The sequence below is a fragment of the Streptomyces sp. 549 genome, from assembly GCF_030124175.1.
Classification (GTDB): Bacteria; Actinomycetota; Actinomycetes; order Streptomycetales; family Streptomycetaceae; genus Streptomyces.
The window spans coordinates 58,142-80,074 of record NZ_JASKMT010000001.1 but is presented as its reverse complement, the minus strand read 5'-3'; the positions used below and the strand labels follow the sequence as shown (position 1 = coordinate 80,074).

Sequence of the window (21,933 nt, the reverse complement as noted above, 5' to 3'; positions counted from 1 at the left end):
GTCGCGCCCTTTCAAGCAGGGGTGAGCCCGAGCAGCCGGGCAGCGTTCTCCTTGAGTATTTTCGGGCGCACCTCGTCCTTGATGGGCAGTTTGTCGAAGTCTGCGAGCCATCTGTCGGGGGTCAGGACGGGGTAGTCGGAACCGAAGAGGACCTTGTCCTTGAGCAGGGTGTTGGCGTACTGCACCAGCTGCGGCGGGAAGTACTTCGGCGACCAGCCGGACAGGTCGATGTGGACGCCCGGCTTGTGGGTGGCCACGGCGAGCGCCTCGTCCTGCCAGGGGAAGGACGGATGCGCCAGGATGATCTTCATGTGGGGGAAGTCGGCGGCCACGTCGTCGATGTGCAGCGGGTTGGAGTACTTCAGCCGGATGCCGCCGCCGCCCGGGACGCCGGCGCCGATGCCGGTCTGTCCGGTGTGGAACAGGGCGATGGTGCCGGTCTCCTCGATGACCTCGTACAACTCGTAGGCGACCGCGCGGTCGTGGGGGAAGAAACCCTGGATGCTGGGGTGGAACTTGAAGCCCCGCACCCCGTACTCCTCCACGAGGCGGCGGGCCCGCTTCACTCCGGCCCGGCCCCGGAAGGGGTCGATGGAGGCGAAGGGGATCAGTACGTCCGCGTTGGCGGCGGCGGCCTCGGCGACCTCCTCGTTGGGTACGGGCTCGGTGCCGGTGGCCGACTCGGCGTCCACCGTGAAGATCACCGCGGCCATCCTGCGCTCCCGGTAGTAGGCGGCGGTCTCCTCCAGGGTCGGCTTCCGCTTTCCCTCGACCTTGAAGTAGGCGCTGGACGCCTCGTGCAGGCCGTCGTCCAGGGAGGAGTGGCCTTTGGAGGAGACCTCGGCGTGGGTGTGGACGTCGATGGCGACCAGGTCGTCGACGTTGATGGTGGTGCCCATGGGGGTCAGGCTCCCGGGATCTTGGGGGCGGGGATGCCGACGCTCTGCGGTTCGCTGCCGACGGAGGTGTGCCAGGTGGCCGCGATGGTCTCGGCCGTCCAGCCGCCGTCGGCGTAAGCGACCCTGGTCTCCTGCGGGTGCGACCACAGCGCGAGCCTGTCGCCGCCGATGCCGATGCACTGGCCGGTGACGTCGCGGGCCGCCGCGGAGGCGAGGAAGGGGACGAGGGCGGCGCAGTCCTCCGCGGTACCGAAGCCCTCGCCCTTGCGGAGGAAGTCCGGCAGCGGCTCGCCGCCCCGGTGCGCCTCGACGTACGGCGCGAAGGCGGGGATGGTCTCGGTCATGGCGGTGGCGGCGACCGGGACGATCGCGTTTACCGTGACACCGGCCCGGGCCAGCTCCATGGACCAGGTGCGGACGAAGGCCGCGATGCCGGCCTTGGCGGCGGAGTAGTTGGTCTGACCGAAGTTGCCGCGCTGGCCGGCGGGGGAGCCGACGAGGATCAGGCTGCCGCCCTCGCCCTGCTCGCGCATCTGCACGGCGGCGGCCCGGGCGAGCGTGAAGGTGCCCTTGAGATGGACGGCGACGACCGTGTCGAAGTCGTCGTCGGTCATCTTCCACAGCACCTTGTCGCGCAGGACACCGGCGTTGGTGACCACGATGTCCAGTCGCCCGAACGCGGAGACGGCACGGGCGACCAGGCGCTCGGCGGCCTCGGTGGTGCCGACGGCGACCGCTTCGGCGACGGCCTGGCCCCCGGCTTCGGTGAGGGACTTGGCTGCCTGCTCGGCCGTCGCCTCGTCGACGTCGTTGACGACCACGCAGGCGCCCGCTGCGGCCAGTGCGGTGGCGTAGGCCAGGCCGAGGCCGCGTCCGCTGCCGGTGACGATGGCGACCTTGCCGGTCAGGTCGGTGGAAACGTTCGACACGGCGTTGTGTCCCTTCGTTTGGGGGAGGGGGCAGCGCTGCCGGGGGAGCGGGGGTGGCATCCCGGCCCGGGCCGGCTGACCAAAACAGAAGCTATGACCAATCATTGTTCTCGTCAATAGTTGTCTGGAGCCTCGGTGCGAGGCATGCTGATGGCGGTACACGTCGAAGACCCCGGCACGGGCCCTGACCCAGGAGCAAGACATCACCGAGCCAGAGACGGACGCGCCCTGGATGCGCGCCCTGCACGCCGACACCGGCTATCTCCTCTACCGCCTCGGCCTGCGGTCGGGGCAGTTGTTCAACGCCGCGCTGGAGAAGTACGGCCTGCGGCTGCGGCACTACGCGCTGCTGCGCTACCTGGCGACCGTCGAGGGCGCGCAGCAGCGGGAGCTGAGCGACCGGCTGGGCTACGATCCGAGCGCCATCGTGAGCCTCGTGGACGACCTGCAGAAGCTCGGCTTCGCCACGCGCCGACCCCTGCCGGGAGACCGGCGCAGCCGCGTCGTCGTCCTGACCGATGAGGGCCGGGACGCGCTGCGCGACACCGACCAGGCCAGCCGCCAGGTGACCGACGAACTGCTCGGCCCCCTGGACACCGAGGAGCGTCAGGCCCTGCACACGCTGTTGCGGCGGGTGTCCGACCAGGACCGGGGCTGAGCGGTGCCGTCCGGCCCGGTCCCGAGGTCTGCCGCCGACCGGCTGCTGGACGTCCTGGCCGCCTTCGACCTGCGGCATCCGGCGCTCTCCCTGACCGAGATCAGCCAACGTGCCGACCTGCCGCTGGCCACCGCCCACCGGCTGGTCGGCACACTCGCCCGCTGGGGCGCCCTGGAGCGCGACGAGTCCGGCGGCTACCACATAGGCCTGCGGCTGTGGGAGGTCGCGGCGCTCGCCCCCCGCGGGCTGGCACTGCGGCAGGCGGCGCTGCCGTTCCTGGAGGACCTGTACGAGAGCACCCACGAGAACGTCCACCTCGCGGTCCGCGACGGCCTGGAAGTGGTCTACACCGAACGCATCTCGGGACGCTCGGCGGTCGGTGTGCTCAGCCAGGTCGGCGCCCGCTGGCCGCTGCACGCGACAGGGGTCGGCCTGGTGCTCCTCGCGCACGGCGCCGCCGCCCTGCAGGAGCAGGTCTGCGGGGGGCCACTGGCCTCCTTCACCCCGTACACCGTGACCGACCCGGCCGTGCTGCGCCGGATCCTCGCGGAGGTGCGCCGGGCCGGCTGCGCCGTCAGCGACCGCCAGATCACCGAGGACGCCCTGTCGGTGGCCGCACCCGTGCGGGGACCGCGCGGCGAGGTGGTCGCCGCGGTGTCGGTCGTCGTCCACGCCGAGGACGCCCGTACACCGGCGTTGATCCCCGCGGTGCGGGTCGCCGCACGCGGCATCTCCCGCACCCTGGGCTGGCAGCCGGGCTCCGGGGCCGCGGCGGCCCCTGGCCCCGCCTGACGGGCCCGTCACGCACCTGTCCGGAAGACCTGCCTCGGTGCCAGGACCTGCCTCAGAACCGCAGGACCGGCTTGATGGTGTCGCCGGAGACCACGTCCGCGACCGCCCGCTGGATCTCCTCGAACGTGTAGTGCCTGATGAGCCGGTCGACCGGCATCCGTCCGGAGGCCACCAGGCTCACCAGGACCGGGACGAGTGCCTCGATCTCGCTGTCGCCGAGCGTCAGGCCCACCACGCTGCGGCCCGGCAGCATGAAGTTGACGTCCACCGGGACGGTCGCGCCGAACGCCGGAGCTCCCACCAGCACCGCGGTACCGCGGACGGCCAGGGTGCCGACGGCGGCGCCCGCCACCTCGGTGCTGCCCGTCGTCTCGACCACGCCGTCCGCCCCTGTGCCGTCGGTGAGTTCGGCGACCGCTGCGGCGAGGTCGGCGGAGGTGGTGTCGACGGTGTGGGTGGCGCCGAGTTCGCGCGCGAGTTCCAGCCGGGCAGGCACCCGGTCGACCGCGATGATGCGGGTGGCCGGGGTCAGCCGGGCCGCCATCACCGCGGACAGGCCGACCGCGCCGGCGCCGGTGACGACGATGCTCGACCCGGGACGCGGCTTCAGCACGTTCCACACCGCACCGGCGCCGGTCTGCACTCCGCAGCCGAGCGGTGCCAGCAGTTCCAGCGGTGCGTCGGCCGGGACCTTGACCAGGCTGCGTTCGTCGACCAGGGCATGGCGGGCGAAGGAGGACTGGCCGAAGAAGTGGCCGCCGAGGTCCGCACCGCCCCGGGTCACGGTGGCCGAGCCGTCGGCGCGGGCGCCACCGAGGAGGTTGAGCGGCAGCCACGTCGCGCAGTAAGCCGGGTGTCCGTCACGGCAGTTGGCGCATCTGCCGCAGGAGGTGAAGGACATCAGCACCTGGTCGCCCGGGCTGACCCGGGTGACCGAGGAGCCGACCGCCTCGACGACGCCCGCCCCCTCGTGGCCGAGCACCCCGGGCAGCGGGAACGGAAGCGCGCCGGCGGCGACGCCCAGATCGGTGTGGCAGACCCCGGCGGCGACCATCCGGACGAGTACCTCGTCCGGGCGCGGCTCGGCGAGTTCGACCTCGGTCAGCGCGAACCCGGCACCGGCGGACTCGACAACGGCGGCGGCAGTGGTGGTGGTCATCGGAGCTCCTTGCGTGGGCGGTGGCGCGGTCAGGCGAGGGAGATGATCACGGACTTGACCTTGGTGTAGGCCTCCAGCGCCTCGGGGCCGTACTCGCGTCCGTAACCGGACTGCTTGACGCCGCCGAACGGCATCGCGGGGTCGAGCATCGCCCAGTCGTTGACCCAGACGATGCCTGCCTGGAGCCGAGCCGCGACCCGGTGGGCGCGGCTCAGGTCAGTGGTGTGGAGCCCGGAGGCCAGGCCGTACGGAGTGCTGTTGGCGAGTGCGACAGCCTCGTCCTCGGTCTCGAAGCGCTGCACGGTCAGCACCGGCCCGAAGATCTCCTCCTGCACCGCGCGGGATTCGTTGCCCAGGTCGGCGATGACGGTCGGCCGGTAGTAGAAGCCGCCGTCCAGCTCGAGCCGCTCGCCGCCCACGACGACGCGGCCGCCCTCGTCCCGGGCGATGCGTACGTACTCCTCGACCTTCGCCAGGTGCCGCTCGCCCGCCATCGGGCCGACGACGGTCTCCGGGTCGAAGGGGTCGCCGACCGGTACCCCGGCGACCGCTCCAGCGAGGACCTCCAGGACGGTCTCGTACAGCGAACTGTGCACGAGCAGTCGGGGGCCGCCCATGCAGAACTGACCGGTGTTGAAGACGAACCCCTTGACGGCCGCACCGACGGCCTTGTCCAGATCGGCGTCCTCGAAGACGATCTGCGCGGCGTTGCCGCCCAGCTCCATGGTGACGGGCTTGAGTGCCTGGCCCGCCGTGCTCGCCGGGTGCCGGCCGGTCCTCGTCGAGCCGGTGAAGGCGATCTTGTCGACACCCCGGTGCTGCAGCAGCGCCTCACCGACCACCGAGCCGCCGCCGGTGACCACGTTGAGCACGCCGTCCGGCACTCCGGCCTCGGCCAGGATCTCCGCCATCAGCAGGGCGCTGAGCGGGGCCTCCTCGGCCGGCTTGTGGACCACCGTGTTGCCGGCCGCCAGAGCGGGGGCGATCTTCGAACTGCTGAGCACGAGAGGGAAGTTGAAGGGGGTGATCGCGCCGACCACGCCCAGCGGTTCACGGCGGGTGTAGGCGTGCGAGGGAATGGGGAGCTGCCGGGTCGCGCCGTCGACGCTCTGCGCCATCGCCGAGTAGTACTCGTACTCCTCGGCGGCCGTGGCCACGTCGACCGCCCGGCACAGGGACACGGGCTTGCCGACGTCCGCGCTCTCGACCGCGACGAGCTCGTCCTCCCGGCGCCGGATGATGTCGGCGACGCGGTGCAGGACGCGGGCCCGAACGCGACCCGGGGTGTGCGCCCACGGCCCCGCGTCGAACGCCTCGCGCGCCGCGGTCACCGCGGCGTCGACGTCTCCGGTGCCCGCCTCGGCAACGCTGGTGATCACCTTCCCGCTGGAGGGATCCACGATGTTCCGGCGGTCCTTGGTGAGCGCCTCGCGCCATTCACCGCCGATGAACAGTCTGCCCGGCTCGATATGCGGTCGGTTCACGCTCATGGCCCGCTCGCCTTCCCGGTACGGTTGCCCGCCGCACCGCGTTGATGTCGGCCACACCACTGGGACCAACAGGTTTCCTGATGATTGCCCCCTCGGCCCGCAGAATGCAAGAGGTAGGGGATAATCAGGAAACCTGAACGTCTACAGGGGCCGGGCCGGCAACCGGACGTCAGAGAACGGCGAGAGGTGGAGGGGGTCCCCATGGCACACCCGACGGGTGACGACAACGACGGCAGCCCTGCCGGAACCGGCGACGGTCCGCACCCGTCCCTGCTCTACGCCGTCAAGCAGGTCGAGCTGGCGGCACGCGCCCACATCGACGAACTCGTCAAGCCTGCCGGTATCACCGCCCTGCAGTACACCGCGCTGACAGTGCTGCGCCGCCGTGACGGACTCAGCTCCGCCCAGCTGGCCCGCAACTCCTTCGTCACCGCGCAGTCCATGGCGGACATGGTCACCGCCGTGGAGCGGCGCGGGCTGATATCCCGCCGCCGCGACCCGGACAACCGGCGGGTGCTCCTGATCAGCCTGACCGACACCGGCCGTGAGCTGCTGGCCGCGTTCGACGAGGCGGTGGACGCGCTGGAGGAACGGATGGTCTCCGCTCTGACAGCGGCCCAGCGACGCAACCTCGAGGACTACCTCAACCGGTGCCGTGCCGCGCTGTCCGACCAGGAGCCGCACTAGAGCGCCCCTTCCTCCCTTCCGTCAGGCGGAAGGAGCGTTGCCGCGGTGTGTCACCTCTCCCGATGGTGTGCCCAAAGACTGTCCCGCCCGCAGTACCGGAGGGGTAAACCATGACCGCATGGGCCAGGAACCAGTGGTACGTCGCTGCCTACGGCCGGGAGGTCGGTCGTGAACTGCTGGCACGGACGATCCTCAACGAGCCGATCGTCCTCTACCGCGCCGTAGGCGACAGCACCGACATGCGCGGGGAGGTCGCCGCGCTCGCCGACCGCTGCGTACACCGCCGCTTCCCGCTGTCAGCCGGCCGCCTGGACGGCGACAAGGTGGTCTGCGGATACCACGGCTTCACGTATGACACCACCGGCAGCTGCGTGTCCGTGCCCGGCCAGAAGCGCGTGCCCCGCACCGCGCGCGTCAACGCCTACCCCGTGGTGGAGCAGGACTCCTTCGTCTGGGTGTGGATCGGGGACCCCGCGCTCGCCGATCCAGCCGCCATCCCGCGCGCCCGCCACCTCGCCGATCCCCACTGGACGACCGTCGGCGGCATGGAACCGATCGACGCCGACTACGGGCTGCTCGTGGACAACCTGTTGGACCTCTCCCACGAGACCTACCTGCACGGCGGCTACATCGGCACGCCGGAGGTGGCCGAGACGCCGATATCCACCGAGGTCGACGAGGGCGCCGGGATCGTGCGGGTCAGCCGGCACATGGACGACGCCGAGTGCCCGCCCTTCTACGCCCGCTCCACCGGCATCGACGGCCGCATCACCCGCTGGCAGGACATCGAGTACCACGCGCCCTGCCTGTACCTGCTGCACAGCAGGGTCGCGCCGGTCGGCGTACTGCCCCGCCCCGACGGCACCGACCCGGACGCCTTCCACGTCGAGATCACCTACGCCATCACCCCGTCCACCGACCACCACGTGTACGACTTCTGGGCGGTCTCCCGCGACTTCGGCCAGGGGGACGAGGAGATGTCCACCTTCCTGCACGACTTCAACCGCGAGGTCGTCATGCAGGACGTCGACGCGCTCAACCTGCTCCAGAAGGCTCTGGACACCGAGCCCGACGGGTACCAGGAGCTGAGCATCAACATCGACACCGGCGGGCTCGCCGCCCGCCGAATCCTCGCCCGCCTCGCCGCCGAAGGCGAGGACTCGGCGGGCGGCGAGCCCGCCCCCGTCCCGACCGCAGCCCGATGAGCGTCCCGGCGAGCAGGGCGCCCAGCGCCGAGGTCTACCGCGTCGACTGGGTCCCGGGCACCGACCTCCTGCACGGCGTCTGCCACTGCGGAGCGGAACACGAAGCCCAGGACCCGATCGTGCTGTGGGAGTGGATGCTCGCCCATCCCGTGGGCCACGAAAGGGAGCGGTCATGAGCGCCCGGCAGGGGGAGTACGAGTGCGAGCTGGTCGTCGCCGCACGCGCCGAAGAGGCGGACGGGGTCATCTCCCTGACCTTGCGTCACCCCGCGGGGGAGGAACTCCCCGCCTGGGAACCGGGCGCACACATCGACCTCGACCTTGCCGACGGCATGGTGCGTCAGTACTCCCTGTGCGGCCGCCCCGACGACCGCACGGCCTGGCAGATCGCGGTGCTGCGGGAGTCAGCCGGCCGCGGAGGTTCGGCCTACGTCCACAGCGGACTCACCCGGGGCACCCCCGTACGGGTCCGGGGCCCGCGCAACAACTTCCCGCTCACCCTCGCCCCCCATCACCTGTTCGTCGCCGGCGGCATCGGGATCACCCCGATCCTGCCGATGCTGCGCGCCGCTGAGACGGCGGGCGCCGAGTGGACCCTGCTGTACGGCGGGCGCACCCGCGCCTCCATGGCCTTCGCGCAGCGGCTGGGAGAGTACGGGGCCAAGGTCCGCATCGTGCCCGAGGACGAGTGCGGACTGCTCGACCTCGCCGGCTACCTCGCGGGTGCCGGTCCCGGCACGCTGGTCTACTGCTGCGGCCCGCAACCGCTGCTGGCCGCGGTCGAGGAACGATGCCGCACGTGGCCTGCCGGCACCCTGCACGTCGAGCGGTTCCAGGCCAGGGACACCGACCCGCGAACGCCGTCCCGCTCCTTCGAGCTGGAGCTGCGGCAGTCCGGGCTGACTCTCACCGTGGCACCGCACCGCAGCATCCTGCAGACCGTCGAAGCCGCCGGTGTCCAGGTGCTCTCCTCCTGCACCCAGGGCACCTGCGGCACCTGCGAGACCGACATCATCGAGGGTGAGGCGGACCACCGCGACTCGCTGCTCACCGCCGAGGAGCAGGCGGCCCACGAGACGATGATGATCTGCGTGTCACGCAGCCGGGGGGCGCGACTGGTCCTCGACCTGTGACGGCTCAGCGGTGGCCGGGCGTCGAGGTCCAGCCACCGGTGCGCCACCTCAGGGCTCGGTCTTCTGCAGGGTCGGCCCCTGCTCCCGGGCGGGGGCGGGCGTGCCCGTGTCGGCGCTGCGGTGCTTGGCTCGCTGGATCTGCTCGTAGACGTGGGCGCGCAGCTCGGCGAAGCGCGTGCTGGAGCGGGTGTGCAACTGGTCCCGTTCGTCGGGGAGGTCGATGGCCAGGTCCTCCAGGACGACGGTCGGTGACTTCGACAGGATGAGGGTGCGCTGGCCGAGGTAGACGGCTTCGTCGATGTCGTGGGTGACGAACAGGACGGTGACGCCCAACTCGTGCCACAGGCGTCGGATGAGGTCCTCCAGCTCTGCGCGGGTCTGCGCGTCGACCGCCGCGAAGGGCTCGTCCATGAGCAGGACCTTCGGTTCGAAGGCGACGGCACGGGCGATGGCGACGCGTTGCTGCATCCCTCCGGAGAGCTGCCAGGGATAGGCCCGGTGGGTGTCGCCGAGACCGACCACCTCAAGGGCGCGGTCCACCAGTTGCTTCTCGCGGGCCTTGCCGAGCTTCTTGCGGCGCAGCGGCAGGGCGACGTTGTCGCGCACGTTCATCCAGGCGAACAAGGAGCGGCCGTACTCCTGGAACACCACCGCCATGCCCGGCGGGGGCCCGGTGACCGGGCGGTCCTCCAGGAGGACCTCTCCCTGAGTGGGGGCGAGCAGTCCCGCCATGCACTTGAGCAGTGTGGTCTTGCCGCAGCCCGAGGGCCCGACCAGGCAGACGAGTTCACCCGCGCCGATGTGGAAGGAGAGGCTGCGCAGGGCTTCGACGCTCCGGTGCCGGCCGGTGTAGGTCTTCTGCAGGTCTCGTACGTCGAGCATCGACGTCTCCTTGTCAGAGGTTGCGCTGGGCGCGGCCCAGGCCGTGGTACCAGGCCAGCACCCGGTTCTCGGCGAGCCGGAAGAGGAGGGACAGGGCGAATCCGAGCAGGCCGAGCAGGAGGACACCGCTCCACATCTCGGGGATGGCGAAGGAACGCTGGAACTGCACGATGGTGAAGCCCAACCCGTTGCTGGCCGCGAACATCTCACTGATGACCATGAGGATGATCCCGATCGACAGGGCCTGCCGCATGCCCGTGACGATCTGCGGGCTCGCCGACCGCAGCACCAGATGCCACAGTCGCGCGGGTCCGCTGATGCCGTAGGAGCGGCAGGTGTCGCTGAGAACCTCGTCGACGGCGCGGGCGCCCTCCACCGTGTTGAGGAGGATCGGCCACATGCAGCCGCTGACGATGACGAGCACCTTCATCGTGTCGCCGATGCCCGCGAACAGCATGATCACCGGTACCAGCACCGGTGGCGGGATGGCCCGGAAGAGTTCCAGGACGGGCTCCAGCACATCCCGAACGACGCGGTTCGTACCGACCGCCAGACCCAGCCCGACGCCGACGATCGCAGCGAGGAGAAAGCCCACCGCGAGCCGGAGCAGGCTGGGGCCGACGTCCGACAGCAGCCGGTCGGCCGTCCAGGTCTCCGCGAAGGCGGTCAGGATGCGGGACAGGGGCGGGACGTAGAAGTTGGTGCTGCCGGCGGTGGCGAACCACCACACGGCGAACAGGGCCGAGGGCAGACCCAGAACCAGCAGGACCCTCCGGGTCATGGTGCGGACGGTCATCCGACTACGCCTCCCTGCGCATCGACGTGTGCCAGTGCAGCGCCCGCCGCTCCACCGCCCGGGCCACCAGGTTGATCGCCACTCCGAGGAGCCCGGTGACCAGGACCAGGGCGTAGACCTGCGGCACGGCACCGGAGGTCTGTGCGACGGCGAGCTCATGGCCCAGGCCTGGCGAGCCGATGACAAGTTCGGCGGTGATCGTCAGGACCAGCGCCACGGTGGCGGCCAGCCGTACGCCGGTCATCACGTACGGCAGCGCGGTGGGCCACATGACATACCGCACCCGGGCCCAACGGCCCAGCCGGTAACTGCGGGCGGTGTCGTCGGCGACCGGGTCGACGTCGTGCATTCCGGCGAGTACCTGGACGAGCACCTGCCAGAAGGCGGCGTAGACCACGAGCAGCAGCTTCGAGCGCAGGTCGGTTCCGTAGAGCAGCACCGCGACCGGGATCAGGGCCACGGAGGGGATCGGCCGAAGGAACTCGATGGTGGAGGCGGTCAGCGCCCGCAGCACCGGAGTGGAGCCGATCACGACACCGGCCACCACACCCGCCGCGACGGCGATGGCCAGCCCCAGTCCCCACCCGGTCAGGGTGTCGGCGAGCGCGGTCCAGAACGTGTCCTCGGCGAGCATCCGCCCCAGGGCGCGCAAGGTCTCCGAGGCCGGGGGGAGGTAGTCGGCGGACACCAGGCCGGTGTGCGGCAGCACTTCCAGCAGTGCCACCAGCCCGGCCAGTCCGGCCAGCCCGCGCAGCGGGGTCGAGGCGCCGCCGAGGCCGCGCCGGGTCCGGGAACCGCCGTGACCAGGTCCGCCGGTGCCGGTGCCGGTACTGGCACCGGCGGGCCCGGCGTTGGTCCCGGCGGCCTGCGTCGAGACGGCGGTGACCTCGGGGGGTGTCATGAGAACAGAGCGTCCAGGTCCGGCTTGTCGCCGCCGAAGATGCCGTCCTGCTCGCCGAGCGAGGCCAGCTTCTCCACGGAGTCCATGTCGACATCCGTCGGCCACGTGGGCAGCGTCAGGTCCTTCAGCACATCACCGCTGATCTTGGTGTACGTGGTGAGGATCTCGCGCGCCTCCTCCGGGTGTGCGGAGGCGTACTCAAGCGACTCGGTCATCGCCTCGGTGAACTTCTCCACCAGGTCAGGCTTCTCCTGGATCAGCTTGGCCGAGGTGAAGTAGGTGGCCAGGGTGAGCTTGGGGTGGGTCTCGGCGAACGGCGAGGTCACGACGCGTGCGCCCTGGGACTTGGCGATGGTCAGTGCCGGCTCGCCCACCCACGCGGCGTCCACCTGGCCGCCGTCCAGGGCGGCCGGCATCTGGTCGAAGGCCATCTCCACGAACTTGACCTTCTTGGGGTCGCCCCCGGCCTTGCGCACAGATTCGCGCACCGTGGTGTCCCCGATGTTCTGCAGGGTGTTCACCGCCACCGTCTGCCCGGCGAGGTCCTTGGCCGTCTTGATCGTGCTGTCCTTCCTGACGGCCACCCCGCTGATGTCGGTTTCGGTGTTTCCGGTGGTGGCCGACCCGTTGACCACGGACTTGATCGGCACCCCCTTGGTCTGCGCGAGCATCAACGAGGTGACGTTGCTGAACCCGATCTCGAACTGCCCGCTCAGCACGCCCGGAATGATCGCCGCGCCCCCCTGGGCGCTCTCCATCTTCAGGTCGATGCCGCGGCTGCTGAAGAATCCCTTCTTCTGCCCCAGGTAGAGCGGCGCCACATCCACGATGGGGATGATTCCGACGCTGACCTGCGTGGATTCACCCTCCCCCGGGGAGGGCGAGCCACCGTTCGCGGCGGGCGAGGATCCGCATCCGGCCACGACGGCGACCGTCAACAGTGCTGTGCCAAGCCCGAGAATGCGCCTTTGCATGGGCCCCTCCTGACGGGGACGAAGGTGTGCGCGTGGCGCAAAGAGGTGCGTCGTTCGCACGAGTTGGCCGTGACGCTAGGGCGCTGCCCAGGGGGCGTCAACGGGCTGCACCGAACTTTGTGCAGAATATTGACGGCAGTCATAGTCACGCCTACCTTCGCGATGTCGCACCCGGACCGCACCACCTGACCGTCCGACCCACCGCACGTCGGCGACCGTCAGCGGAACACCCGCCCCGGGGCTGCCCGGCCGCTCGGTCACCTCGCCCAAGGCACCGCCACCCGCGGAGGCGCGCACCGCCGGAGCCACCGTCGTCCACCACGTCAGGAGTTCGCCGCGTGAAGTCCCGAACCCGCACCAGAAGCCGCACGCTCGTCTGCGTGGCGGCCCTGCTGCTCGCCGCCCCCCTCGCCCCGACCGCCCAGGCCGCCGGCACCGACACCCGTCTCGAAGGCACCCTGCCTTCCGGTGCGACGTATCTGATGGACGTTCCGGCCCGGTTCAACGGCACCGTGCTGCTCTACAGCCACGGCTACCGTCCGACCAGCGCCCCCACCAACCCCGCGATGAACGCCCCGGACGACGCGACGAAGGAACTGCTCCTGGACCGCGGCTACGCCCTCATCGGCTCCTCGTACGCGACCAAGGGATGGGCGGTGACCGATGCCGTGCCCGATCAGCTCGCCACCCTCGACGAGTTCACCGGCCGATTCGGTCCCGCCCGCCGCACCATCGCCTGGGGGACGTCCTACGGCGGCCTCGTCACGACCGCCATCGCCGAACGCCACGCGGACCGCATCGACGGCTCACTGTCCACCTGCGGTCTGCTCCAGGGCGGCGTCGCCAACTGGAACAGCACCCTGGACCCGGTCTTCGCCCTGAAGGCCCTGCTCGCCCCCGGCTCCGGCATCCCCCTGGCCGGCCTGGAAAGCGAGGCCGCCGCCGCCGACGCGGCGAACGCCATGAGGGGAGTCGTCACCGAGGCGCAGGGGACGGCCGAGGGCCGGGCCCGCACAGCCCTGGCTGCCGCCCTGCACAACATCCCCGGCTGGAACGACCCCGCCCAGCCCCGACCCGGGCCGGACGACTGGGACGCCCAGCAGGCCAACCAGTACCAGGCCGTGATGGGCCTCGTCTCCTTGCCGGCCTTCACCTGGCGGCATGAGGCCGAGAGCCGGGTCGGCGGCAACATGTCCTGGAACACCAGGGTCGACTACACCGCGATGCTCGGCCGCTCGCCCCTCCACAAGGAGGTCAGCGAGCTCTACGCCAAGGCCGGCCTGTCTCTGAGATCCGACCTCAACACCCTGAAGCGGGCCCCGCGGATCAGCGCTGACGCTGACGCCGTCGCACGCATGGCCGGTACCAGCTCCTTCACCGGCCGACTGGCCAAGCCGCAACTGGACATCCACACCACGGGCGACGCCCTGATCCCCGTACAGGCTGCGAGCGCCCACCGCCGGGCGGTCACCGCCGCGGGCTCCGCGTCCCTGCTGCGTCAGGCGTACGTCGAGAACGCCGGGCACTGTACCTTCACCCGCGCCGAGATCGCCGCCGCCCTGCACACCCTGGAGGACCGCGTCGCCACCGGGCGCTGGCGGGGCACCGACCCAGGCGCCCTCAACGCCCGCGCCAACAAGGCCGACTCCTCCGCACCTGCACGCTACGTCTCCTACCGCCCGACGCCCTACCCGCGCCCCTACGACCTGGCCCATCCCGCTGACCGACACCGCCGCTGACCACCCCGCCGCCGCCCGCCGCCCCCCGGTGGGCGGCCTTACCCTTGCCGACGTGAACGACGTGAACGAGCTGAAGGACGAGGACCCGCGGGCCCTCACGGACACCCCGGGCGGACCGCAACCTCGCCCCCAGTCGCTGCTGCTTGCCTTCTTCGGCGGCTACGTCCTGGACGAAGGCCCCCTGTACGTGTACTCGGGCAGCATCATCGACGTCCTCGCCCGTGCCGGAGTGGGGGAGCAGGCTGTGCGCTCCACCCTCACCCGCATGGTGAACCGGGGCCTACTGCAACGCCAACGGCAGGGGCGCCGCATGTACTTCGGCCTGACCGCGGAAGCGACACACGTCCTTCAGGACGGAGGGAATCGGCTCTGGGAGGACAGCGCCGTCAACGAGGACTGGGACGGCATCTGGACTCTGTTCGGCTTCTCCCTTCCCGAGTCCTGGCAACGCCAGCGGCACGACCTGCGCTCACGGCTCACCTGGTCCGGTTTCGGCCCCCTGTACAGCGGACTGTGGATCGCTCCAGGAGACGTCGATGTCTCCGGCATCGTCTCCGAACTCGGTCTGGCCGCCCACGTCAAGATCTTCCATGCCCGCGCTGACGTTGCCACCGACATCGACGTGATGATCCGCGAGGCCTGGGACCTGGAGAGCATCGCGGCCCGCTACGCCTGCTTCGACAAGCGCTGGACCCCGCACCTCGGCACGTGCTCCGGTGACCCCATCGGAACCCGCCTGCGCCTGGTCAGCGAATGGCTCGGCATCATCCGCACGGACCCTCGCCTCCCCGCCCTGCACCTGCCCCCCGACTGGCCCGCGCGCGCAGCGCAGCGAACCTTCCGCGACATCGCGGACCGCACCGAGGCCCCGGCCCGCCGGATGGCCGCCGAACTCCTCCAGACCGTGTCCGTGCAGCCCCCTGAGTCCAGCCCGTGAGTCCCAGCCCCTGAGTCCTAGGGGAGGTCGGCGATACCTCGGTGTGGAGAAGACAACCCCGCCGACACCCGGATTTCACCTCAGTAATTGCTCAAGAAATTGATGCCTCCAACTGTGGACCCAATCGATCCCAAAGCGAAGGCAATGGCACCGAATGCGCGTACCGTTCGTGGCCCAGTACCTCCATTCGCTTCCATGTAGCTCTCGATGCGAAAGTGTAGCGAGTCCGCCAGCCCTTTGAAATTGAACGTCACGGCACCTCCGGTTATCGCTGTGATCAGCGGGAGAATGAATAGATAGAGAGATCCATCGTAGCCTACGCTTTGTTCGACAGTAGCGGTGATTCCCTGACCCACTCGTCCCACTCCTATTCGGTTCCAGTACCGTCTTCAGATGCTGACGTCAGGTCGTCACTCACGCTTGCATACCCTCCACTGTAGTAACTCCGAAGTCCGACACCTGCTTCGGCATTGCCGCTTCGGAAGTCACAGGCTCGCTATTCGGGGCAGTTGTTGGCGGGGTCGGCTGTGTACTCCGTTGCGCCCTCGTCGAGTCCGGTAGTCGCTGCCCCGATGGGGCCGATGGCTTTCAGGCCGTTGGCAAGGCGGTTGTCGACGGTGTCGGTGCCGCCGGTGGAGCAGTTGATCATGATGTAGTAACCAGCCTCTTCGGTGAGGCCTTCGGCGACGTGGTCGAAGACGGGGCGGAGCCGATTGGTGCTGTCGACCTCGACGATGACGGTGCGTTGGTTGCCGCTGTCGTCGTGCTGGACGGTGGTGTACTCAGGGGCGGAAGTGTCGCCCTTGGCGTCGGTGCTGGTTTCGGTGCTGCATGCAGTGAGGGCGAGTGTGGCAACGGCGGTTGCCACCACGAGGGCGGTGCGGCTACGCATGGTGTCCCCTTCGTTGTGGTGCGTGTGCGGATGACTGCTGAGGGCCCTGGACGGTTGCGCTACCGTCCGGCCTTGTCTCTGAAGTCCGTCTGCTGCTCGGGCGCCGTCCTGCTGACTTTCCTGGTTGCGGCTCGCAGCTACGGCAGGCTTGATGGGATGCCCCGGGGTTGGCCGAGCTCGGTCTGGTTCCTGGCCCCGTTGGGGTGGGGAAGGCTGCGTTGCAAGCTGACGGCGACCAGCTTTCCCGGGTCAGCTCGGGTGGGAGTCTGCTCCACCACGTAGCGGAGACTGTCCATGCTGGGAGGTTCGCGCAGCCCTCGCGGGCGGAGACAGGCAGGGCCGGTGCCAGGTCCTCAAGAGTGATCTTGTAGGCGGGATCGCCAGGTCGATCCGAGGGCAGTGTGGGGTCGCTGATGGTCCCGGCTGGTTCGGCGGAGGTCTGTGGCGATGTTGGCATGGTCATGCGCGCAGGTCAGAACGATGTCAAGCCGCATCGGAGCGGCTACTGTGGCGACAGTAGCGCCTGACGGTCGGAGAGATCACCAAACTGCTTACGGGGCACCGTCATTAGGGCTACGTTGTGTGATATCACCAGGCGTGACGGCGGGAGTATTCCATGGCAGAGGACCGGCGCAACCCTGACCTGGACACGGCGTTGTCCAAGGTCGACACTACGGTGCCGCAGTCGGCGCGGATCTGGAACTACTGGCTGGGCGGTAAGGACAACTACGAGGTCGACCGCGCGGCCGGTGATCAGTTCTCCGCTCTCTACCCGGACATCGAGTACGTCGCCCGGGTCTCCCGTGACTTCCTCGGGCGGGCCGTCCGCCACCTGGCCGGAGAGGTCGGTGTCCGGCAGTTCCTGGACATCGGCACGGGGCTGCCCACCGTGGAGAACACCCATGAGATCGCTCAGCGTGTGGCGCCCCAGGCGCGGATCGTCTACGCGGACAACGACCCCATGGTGCTCGCCCATGCTCGTGCCCTGCTGACCAGCACTCCCGAGGGGCTGACTCGCTACATCGACTCCGACCTGCGCGAGCCGGAGACGATCCTGGCCGCGGCGCGGGAGTTCCTGGACTTCGAGCGGCCCATCGCGCTGATGCTGCTGAATATCCTCGGTCACATCCCCGACTACGAGGAGGCCCGCTCGATCGTGAGCCGCTTGGTGGAGGCCCTGCCGTCCGGCAGCTACCTGGTCACGGCCGACGGCACCAACGTGCTCGACGGGAGTGCGTTCGAGGCCGCCATCGCTACCTGGAACGACGCCAGCGACACCCCGTACCACCTCCGCAGCCCTGAGCAGATCTCTCGTTTCCTTGACGGGCTGGAGCTGCTGGAGCCCGGAGTCGTGTCGTGTCCGCTGTGGCGGCCGGACGCCCCGGACGTCGGCACCATCCGGCAGGTGGACGAATTCGGCGCGGTCGGGCGCAAGCCGTAGCGCGCTGTGCGGCCTGGCCGCGTATGGCGTCAGCTCAGGAACGCCACAGCGCGCGGCGCACGAAGTCGACCACCGTGTCCAGGATCTCCTCCAGCTTCGGGAAGCACCCCATGCCGACGGCCGTCCGCGTGCCGCACGGCGCAGTCGGCTCGCGGGTCCGTGCACGCCGTCCCCCTATGGTGGGGGAGGGCGCGCACGGACGGGCATCGGTGACCGTCAGCCGTCCGGTCAGATGATCTTCACCTCGGGGACGTACACGATCCACTTCCCGCCCCGGGCGCGGAACTCCTGCTCCTTGGCGATGATCTCGTCCGCGTGGTTCCACGCGAAGAGCAGCGCGTAGTCGGGGTACGGAGCGGAGAACTCCTCCATCGGCCGGACCGGGATATGCGTCCCGGGTGTGAGCCGGCCCTGCTTGGCCGCCGTCGAGTCGAAGACCGCCGGAACGAGGTCCGGGCCGATGTCGCAGTAGTTGGCGACGGTCGCGCTCTTCGCCGTCGCGCCGTACGCGGCGACCGTTTGGCCCTGCTCGCGCAACTGGGCCAGCAGCGTGGTGAGCGCCTCGCAGTTCCGCTTCACCTCGACCGCGAAGTTCTCCAGGATCGTGATGTCGACGATCTGGCGCTTGCGCTCCTCGGCGATCAGTGCGTCGACGGCCGCTGCGGGCTCCCGACGCCCCTCGCGGCCGATGGTGTAGCGCACCTCGCCGCCGTGCACCGGGAGGCGCTCGACGTCGACGAGCTCGAATCCGAACCTGCGCGCGGTGGCCCGTACGGACGAGGCCGAGAACAGGTAGAAGTGCTCGTCGTAGATCTGGTCGAAGCTGGTGCGCTCGACGATGTCCCCGAGGTAGGGGTCCTCGAACACGAAGATGCCGTCGGGGGCCAGCAGGGCGTCGACCCCGCGGAACACCGAGTCCAGGTAGGGGATGTGGCAGATGGTGTTCGCCGCGTAGATCACGTCGGCGGGTCCGTCGGTCGCGCGGATGGCGGTGGCCGTCGACTCCTGGAAGAAGTCGATCTTCACTCGGACGCCCTTGCCGGCGGCCAGCTCGGCCACATCCCGGGACGGGTCCACGCCCAGGTGCCGGACTCCCTGTTCGGCGACGGTCCTGAGCATGACCCCGTCGTTGCAGCCGATCTCCACCACGAAGGGGTCCTCACCCTGCCCGCCCGCCGCGAGCAGTTGGTGGGCGGTGCGGGTGAAGTGGTCCCGCATCACCGAGGACATCGAGGAGTGGTACGGGTAGTCCGCGCGGAACATCCGTTCGCGGGGCACCTCTTCCATCAGCTGAACCATGGTGCACTGTTCGCAGACGCCCACGGCGAGCCGGTAGAAGAACTCCTCCGAGCTGTCCTCGGGCCTGCGGAAGGCGTCGGAGAGAGGCTGTCGGCCGAAGTCGAAGAACTCCTGCACCACGCCTTGGCAGATACGGCATGAAGTCATGGCGGTGACCGTAGGTGCGGGTTCTCGAAAATTGCTCGACAGGAACTTGACGGGGTGCCACGCCCGCTCACTCGAGAAGGACCCCGGATTCGAGCGCACATCGAGACCGGCTCGAATGTCCCATGGTGCACTGATCGCCCTGCGGCGTTGTGCAACCAGTGATCGAGAGGTGTCACCCGGTGAAGGGGATTATTCTTGCGGGCGGATCCGGAACCAGACTCCAGCCCGTGACCATCGCCGTTTCCAAGCAGCTACTGCCGGTCGGCGACAAACCGATGATCTACTACCCACTGAGCATTCTGATGCTGGCCGGCATCCGGGAGATCCTGGTCATCTCGACCCCCGATGATCTCCCGCAGTTCCGGCGGCTGCTGGGCGACGGATCACATCTCGGGCTTCAGATCGAATACGCCGAACAGATCGAGGCCAACGGACTCGCGGAAGCATTCGTGATCGGCGCCGACCATATCGGTGACAGCTCGGTCGCCCTGATTCTGGGTGACAACATCTTTCACGGGCACAGGTTCTATTCCGTGCTCACGGAGAACAGCCGGGACGTGTCCGGATGCGTCCTGTTCGGCTATCCGGTGAACGATCCCGAGCGCTACGGTGTGGGCGAGGTCGACGCCGACGGCCGGCTCGTGTCCATCGAGGAGAAGCCCACGCACCCGCGGTCCAACCGGGCCATCACCGGGCTGTACTTCTACGACAACTCCGTTGTGGACGTCGCCAAGAACGTCCGGCCGTCGGCGCGCGGCGAACTGGAGATCACTGATGTGAACCGCTGGTACCTGGAGCGCGGGCGCGCCAGGCTGGTCGACCTCGGCCGGGGCTTCGCCTGGCTGGACACCGGTACCCCCGAGTCGCTGTTGATGGCCGGACAGTACGTCGGGACGCTGGAGGAGCGGCAAGGCGTTCGCATCGCCTGCGTGGAGGAGGTCGCCCTGCGCATGGGCTACATCACCAGCGACGAGTGCCACAGCCTCGGCGTCCGGCTCTCCAAGTCCCGTTACGGGCAGTACGTCATGGCCATCGCCAAGGAGCTCGCCGACATCTAGGGGCTACGCCGTTCAGTCAGGGCGGGGCTGGGTGCTGTCACGTGGCGGCCGATGACTCCGGCCCACCGGTGGTGGCCGGACCGAACACGGCCCCGATCACCGAGCGGGTCCCGCAGGCCACCAGAGCGACCACGCTCAGTCCCCGCCACCGCCCGGCGGCAGCGGTCGTGGCCGCAGGGCCGCTCACCAGGTTGAACAGTGCTTTCATCGGTGCCGGCCCCAGCCGCTGACGGGCTTGGCGCAGGGCACTGGCGCTGGGCCGGACAGGTCCCAGGCCCGCGAGTCCGGCGCACAACCGGTCGAAGACCTGCCGATAGCCCGGCGAAGAGCGCCGGTCAGCAGCAAGTACACCGTGACCCGCGTCGGCACGAGCCGGACCCTGCGCTGCACCGCACCGGTCTCCGCCAGCACCTCATCGACCATCTCGAACGGGACGTTCCGAGTCAGTTCACCGATATGACCAGGCGCGAACACCCCGGCCGCTACCCCGGCCGTCCCTGCTATGGCAGCCCGTTCCAACAGCGGAGCTCCTGTAGTGAGGATGTCTTGGAGGACAGACCTCTTCTACCGCAGCTCCGCTGCCTTGTTCACCGGTCTTGGCGAACAGCCCGCACGCCTGACTGAACGGCGTTGCCTCCAGGGGCCGACCCCGTCATCCCCGGTGGGCGCACGACGGGGTCGGCCCCTCGGCGTGCTCATCCGGTGGGGGGACTCCCCCCACCGGATGATCCGCGCGACCGCCCCCCGGCGGTCGCCCGCAGGGGGCCGGTCAGGCGCTTCTGTCCACCGGCCGGAACTCGATGTCGTGGCGCTCGGCCTTGTCCGCGGCGAAGCGCAGCAGACGCCCGCCCTCCTCCATGACGGACTCCTCCTCGGTTCCCGTCAACGGCCGGAACAGTTTGACGACCAGCGTCGCCCCGGCCTTCTCCTGCCGGATGTGCCAGAGTCCCTGCACGAAGCCGTCCACGGTCACCGCCGCCTCGACGACGATGTGCTTGCGCACCACCTCGTCCATCATCCGGGACCGGTCGAAGTGACTGAGGACCACGTTGTCGAGCGCGGCGAGGAACCGGACCGGCGCCGGGGTGTCCGGGTCGGGCAGTGGGGCGTCGGGGAGGTCGTACAGATCCTGGCCGGCCTCGTTGCGGTGGAGCCGCAGTTGCGATCCCAGGCCGTCCACCACCTCGCGCAGCCGTGTCATTCCGCTCCAGGCCTGGACGTCCTTCACCGTGGCCGGGCCGAACGCGGCCAAGTAGCGCAGGACCAGCTTGCGGGCCGCCTGCTCCTCGACGGCCGGACTCCGGCCGAGCCAGTGGTCGGCGAGCGCGATGGGCGTGGCCCCCCGCTTGCCCCAGGTGCCGTCCGGCGGCGGGTGCACCACCGGCAGCAGTCCCTGCACCGACCGGGCCATGCCGACCTTGTCGGTGCCGGGCCACCGCTCCACCAGGGCCCGGCCCAACTCCACCCGGGTCACCGTGCCCTCACCGATGAACTCCCGGGAGAACGCCGCGATCTCGGCCAGGTCGAGCCCGGCGGTGAACTTGCCGAAGGCCCCCTTCTGCCACCGGTCCAGCATCGACTGCAGGAGCGGCCGGACCCACAGGTAGTCCTCGGTGCTCAGCAGGTGCTGGGTCCCCCGGAACAGCGTCGCGCGCACCACCCGGCGCTCGTACAGCAGCCGGGTCAGATCGTCGAGGCGGAAGTCCTCCACCCGGCTCCACAGGCCGATGTAGGGCGGATCGGGGTCCTGCGCCTGTAGTCCGACGAGGCGTTCCGTCACCTCCAACGCCGAGAGGCCGGTCCGCTCCAGCAGCATCTGCCGTTGCGAGGTGGCCCTGTTCAGGCTCCGGCGGGTGAGCAGTGCCATGGTGTCCTTCCTACGGAGCGCACGCGAGGCTGGGAACTGTGCCGGACGA

At 69.7% G+C, this 21,933-nt stretch carries 21 protein-coding genes and 1 pseudogene; 10 read left to right on the top strand and 12 right to left on the bottom strand.

What is annotated here, in order from left to right; genetic code table 11:
* Positions 1–11: 11 nt before the first annotated feature.
* On the bottom strand, positions 12–899 hold the full coding sequence (locus tag QNO07_RS00335; RefSeq protein ID WP_283989231.1) for an amidohydrolase family protein: 888 nt from the start codon (positions 897–899) through the stop codon (positions 12–14).
* 5 nt (positions 900–904) lie between these two features.
* Positions 905–1,828 (bottom strand): SDR family NAD(P)-dependent oxidoreductase, encoded by a 924-nt coding sequence (locus tag QNO07_RS00330; RefSeq protein WP_283989230.1) that lies wholly within the window; start codon positions 1,826–1,828, stop codon positions 905–907.
* 232 nt (positions 1,829–2,060) lie between these two features.
* Between QNO07_RS00330 and QNO07_RS00325 the strand changes: the two genes are divergently transcribed.
* On the top strand, positions 2,061–2,486 hold the full coding sequence (locus tag QNO07_RS00325) for a MarR family winged helix-turn-helix transcriptional regulator (RefSeq protein WP_283989229.1): 426 nt from the start codon (positions 2,061–2,063) through the stop codon (positions 2,484–2,486).
* Between the two features lie 3 nt (positions 2,487–2,489).
* Positions 2,490–3,278, top strand: coding sequence for an IclR family transcriptional regulator (locus QNO07_RS00320; RefSeq protein ID WP_283989228.1), 789 nt, complete (start codon positions 2,490–2,492; stop codon positions 3,276–3,278).
* A 52-nt stretch (positions 3,279–3,330) separates the two neighbouring features.
* Here QNO07_RS00320 and QNO07_RS00315 read toward each other — a convergent pair whose 3' ends face one another.
* Both QNO07_RS00315 and QNO07_RS00310 read right to left on the bottom strand, forming a co-directional pair.
* The gene (locus QNO07_RS00315) at positions 3,331–4,437 is read right to left on the bottom strand and encodes an NAD(P)-dependent alcohol dehydrogenase (RefSeq protein WP_283989227.1); all 1,107 of its coding nucleotides are present in this window, start codon (positions 4,435–4,437) and stop codon (positions 3,331–3,333) included.
* Positions 4,438–4,466: 29 nt separating this feature from the next.
* A complete protein-coding gene (locus tag QNO07_RS00310; RefSeq protein ID WP_283989225.1) occupies positions 4,467–5,927 on the bottom strand; it encodes an aldehyde dehydrogenase family protein in 1,461 nt (486 codons plus the stop codon).
* Between the two features lie 201 nt (positions 5,928–6,128).
* Here QNO07_RS00310 and QNO07_RS00305 point away from each other — a divergent pair, with 201 nt between their 5' ends.
* From QNO07_RS00305 to QNO07_RS00290, 4 genes are all read left to right on the top strand, one after another.
* On the top strand, positions 6,129–6,614 hold the full coding sequence (locus QNO07_RS00305; protein ID WP_283989224.1) for a MarR family winged helix-turn-helix transcriptional regulator: 486 nt from the start codon (positions 6,129–6,131) through the stop codon (positions 6,612–6,614).
* Positions 6,615–6,724: 110 nt separating this feature from the next.
* Positions 6,725–7,819: an aromatic ring-hydroxylating dioxygenase subunit alpha gene (locus tag QNO07_RS00300; protein ID WP_283989223.1), complete on the top strand. Its 1,095-nt coding sequence runs from the start codon at positions 6,725–6,727 to the stop codon at positions 7,817–7,819.
* Complete coding sequence (locus tag QNO07_RS00295; RefSeq protein ID WP_283989221.1) at positions 7,816–7,995, top strand: hypothetical protein; 180 nt, start codon at positions 7,816–7,818, stop codon at positions 7,993–7,995. Before QNO07_RS00300 ends, QNO07_RS00295 begins: the two co-directional genes overlap by 4 nt.
* On the top strand, positions 7,992–8,951 hold the full coding sequence (locus tag QNO07_RS00290; RefSeq protein WP_283989220.1) for a PDR/VanB family oxidoreductase: 960 nt from the start codon (positions 7,992–7,994) through the stop codon (positions 8,949–8,951). Before QNO07_RS00295 ends, QNO07_RS00290 begins: the two co-directional genes overlap by 4 nt.
* Positions 8,952–8,999: 48 nt before the next feature.
* Here QNO07_RS00290 and QNO07_RS00285 read toward each other — a convergent pair whose 3' ends face one another.
* From QNO07_RS00285 to QNO07_RS00270, 4 genes are read right to left on the bottom strand one after another with little or no spacing between them, the layout of a single operon-like run.
* The gene (locus tag QNO07_RS00285; protein WP_283989219.1) at positions 9,000–9,833 is read right to left on the bottom strand and encodes an ABC transporter ATP-binding protein; all 834 of its coding nucleotides are present in this window, start codon (positions 9,831–9,833) and stop codon (positions 9,000–9,002) included.
* A 13-nt stretch (positions 9,834–9,846) separates the two neighbouring features.
* Positions 9,847–10,629, bottom strand: a complete 783-nt coding sequence (locus QNO07_RS00280; RefSeq protein WP_502961741.1) for an ABC transporter permease — start codon at positions 10,627–10,629, stop codon at positions 9,847–9,849.
* A gap of 4 nt (positions 10,630–10,633) precedes the next feature.
* The gene (locus QNO07_RS00275) at positions 10,634–11,530 is read right to left on the bottom strand and encodes an ABC transporter permease (protein WP_283989217.1); all 897 of its coding nucleotides are present in this window, start codon (positions 11,528–11,530) and stop codon (positions 10,634–10,636) included.
* Complete coding sequence (locus QNO07_RS00270) at positions 11,527–12,504, bottom strand: ABC transporter substrate-binding protein (protein ID WP_283989215.1); 978 nt, start codon at positions 12,502–12,504, stop codon at positions 11,527–11,529. Before QNO07_RS00270 ends, QNO07_RS00275 begins: the two co-directional genes overlap by 4 nt.
* Positions 12,505–12,842: 338 nt before the next feature.
* Between QNO07_RS00270 and QNO07_RS00265 the strand changes: the two genes are divergently transcribed.
* Together QNO07_RS00265 and QNO07_RS00260 are read left to right on the top strand one after the other, a co-directional pair.
* Positions 12,843–14,243: an alpha/beta hydrolase family protein gene (locus QNO07_RS00265; protein ID WP_283989214.1), complete on the top strand. Its 1,401-nt coding sequence runs from the start codon at positions 12,843–12,845 to the stop codon at positions 14,241–14,243.
* Between the two features lie 52 nt (positions 14,244–14,295).
* Positions 14,296–15,180: a PaaX family transcriptional regulator gene (locus QNO07_RS00260; RefSeq protein ID WP_283989212.1), complete on the top strand. Its 885-nt coding sequence runs from the start codon at positions 14,296–14,298 to the stop codon at positions 15,178–15,180.
* A 496-nt stretch (positions 15,181–15,676) separates the two neighbouring features.
* Here the strand turns inward: QNO07_RS00260 and QNO07_RS00255 are convergent, their stop codons facing one another.
* Positions 15,677–16,072: a hypothetical protein gene (locus tag QNO07_RS00255; RefSeq protein WP_283989211.1), complete on the bottom strand. Its 396-nt coding sequence runs from the start codon at positions 16,070–16,072 to the stop codon at positions 15,677–15,679.
* A gap of 616 nt (positions 16,073–16,688) precedes the next feature.
* Here QNO07_RS00255 and QNO07_RS00250 point away from each other — a divergent pair.
* The gene (locus QNO07_RS00250) at positions 16,689–17,513 is read left to right on the top strand and encodes an SAM-dependent methyltransferase (RefSeq protein ID WP_283989210.1); all 825 of its coding nucleotides are present in this window, start codon (positions 16,689–16,691) and stop codon (positions 17,511–17,513) included.
* 228 nt (positions 17,514–17,741) lie between these two features.
* On the opposite strand, the gene QNO07_RS00245 is transcribed toward QNO07_RS00250, so the two are convergent.
* Complete coding sequence (locus QNO07_RS00245) at positions 17,742–18,959, bottom strand: methyltransferase domain-containing protein (RefSeq protein ID WP_283989209.1); 1,218 nt, start codon at positions 18,957–18,959, stop codon at positions 17,742–17,744.
* A 179-nt stretch (positions 18,960–19,138) separates the two neighbouring features.
* Between QNO07_RS00245 and rfbA the strand changes: the two genes are divergently transcribed.
* Complete coding sequence (gene rfbA, locus QNO07_RS00240; RefSeq protein WP_283989208.1) at positions 19,139–20,017, top strand: glucose-1-phosphate thymidylyltransferase RfbA; 879 nt, start codon at positions 19,139–19,141, stop codon at positions 20,015–20,017.
* Positions 20,018–20,054: 37 nt separating this feature from the next.
* Here rfbA and QNO07_RS00235 read toward each other — a convergent pair.
* Positions 20,055–20,491: pseudogene (locus tag QNO07_RS00235) on the bottom strand (transposase domain-containing protein).
* A 295-nt stretch (positions 20,492–20,786) separates the two neighbouring features.
* Positions 20,787–21,884, bottom strand: a complete 1,098-nt coding sequence (locus tag QNO07_RS00230) for a winged helix DNA-binding domain-containing protein (RefSeq protein WP_283989207.1) — start codon at positions 21,882–21,884, stop codon at positions 20,787–20,789.
* Positions 21,885–21,933: the final 49 nt, after the last annotated feature.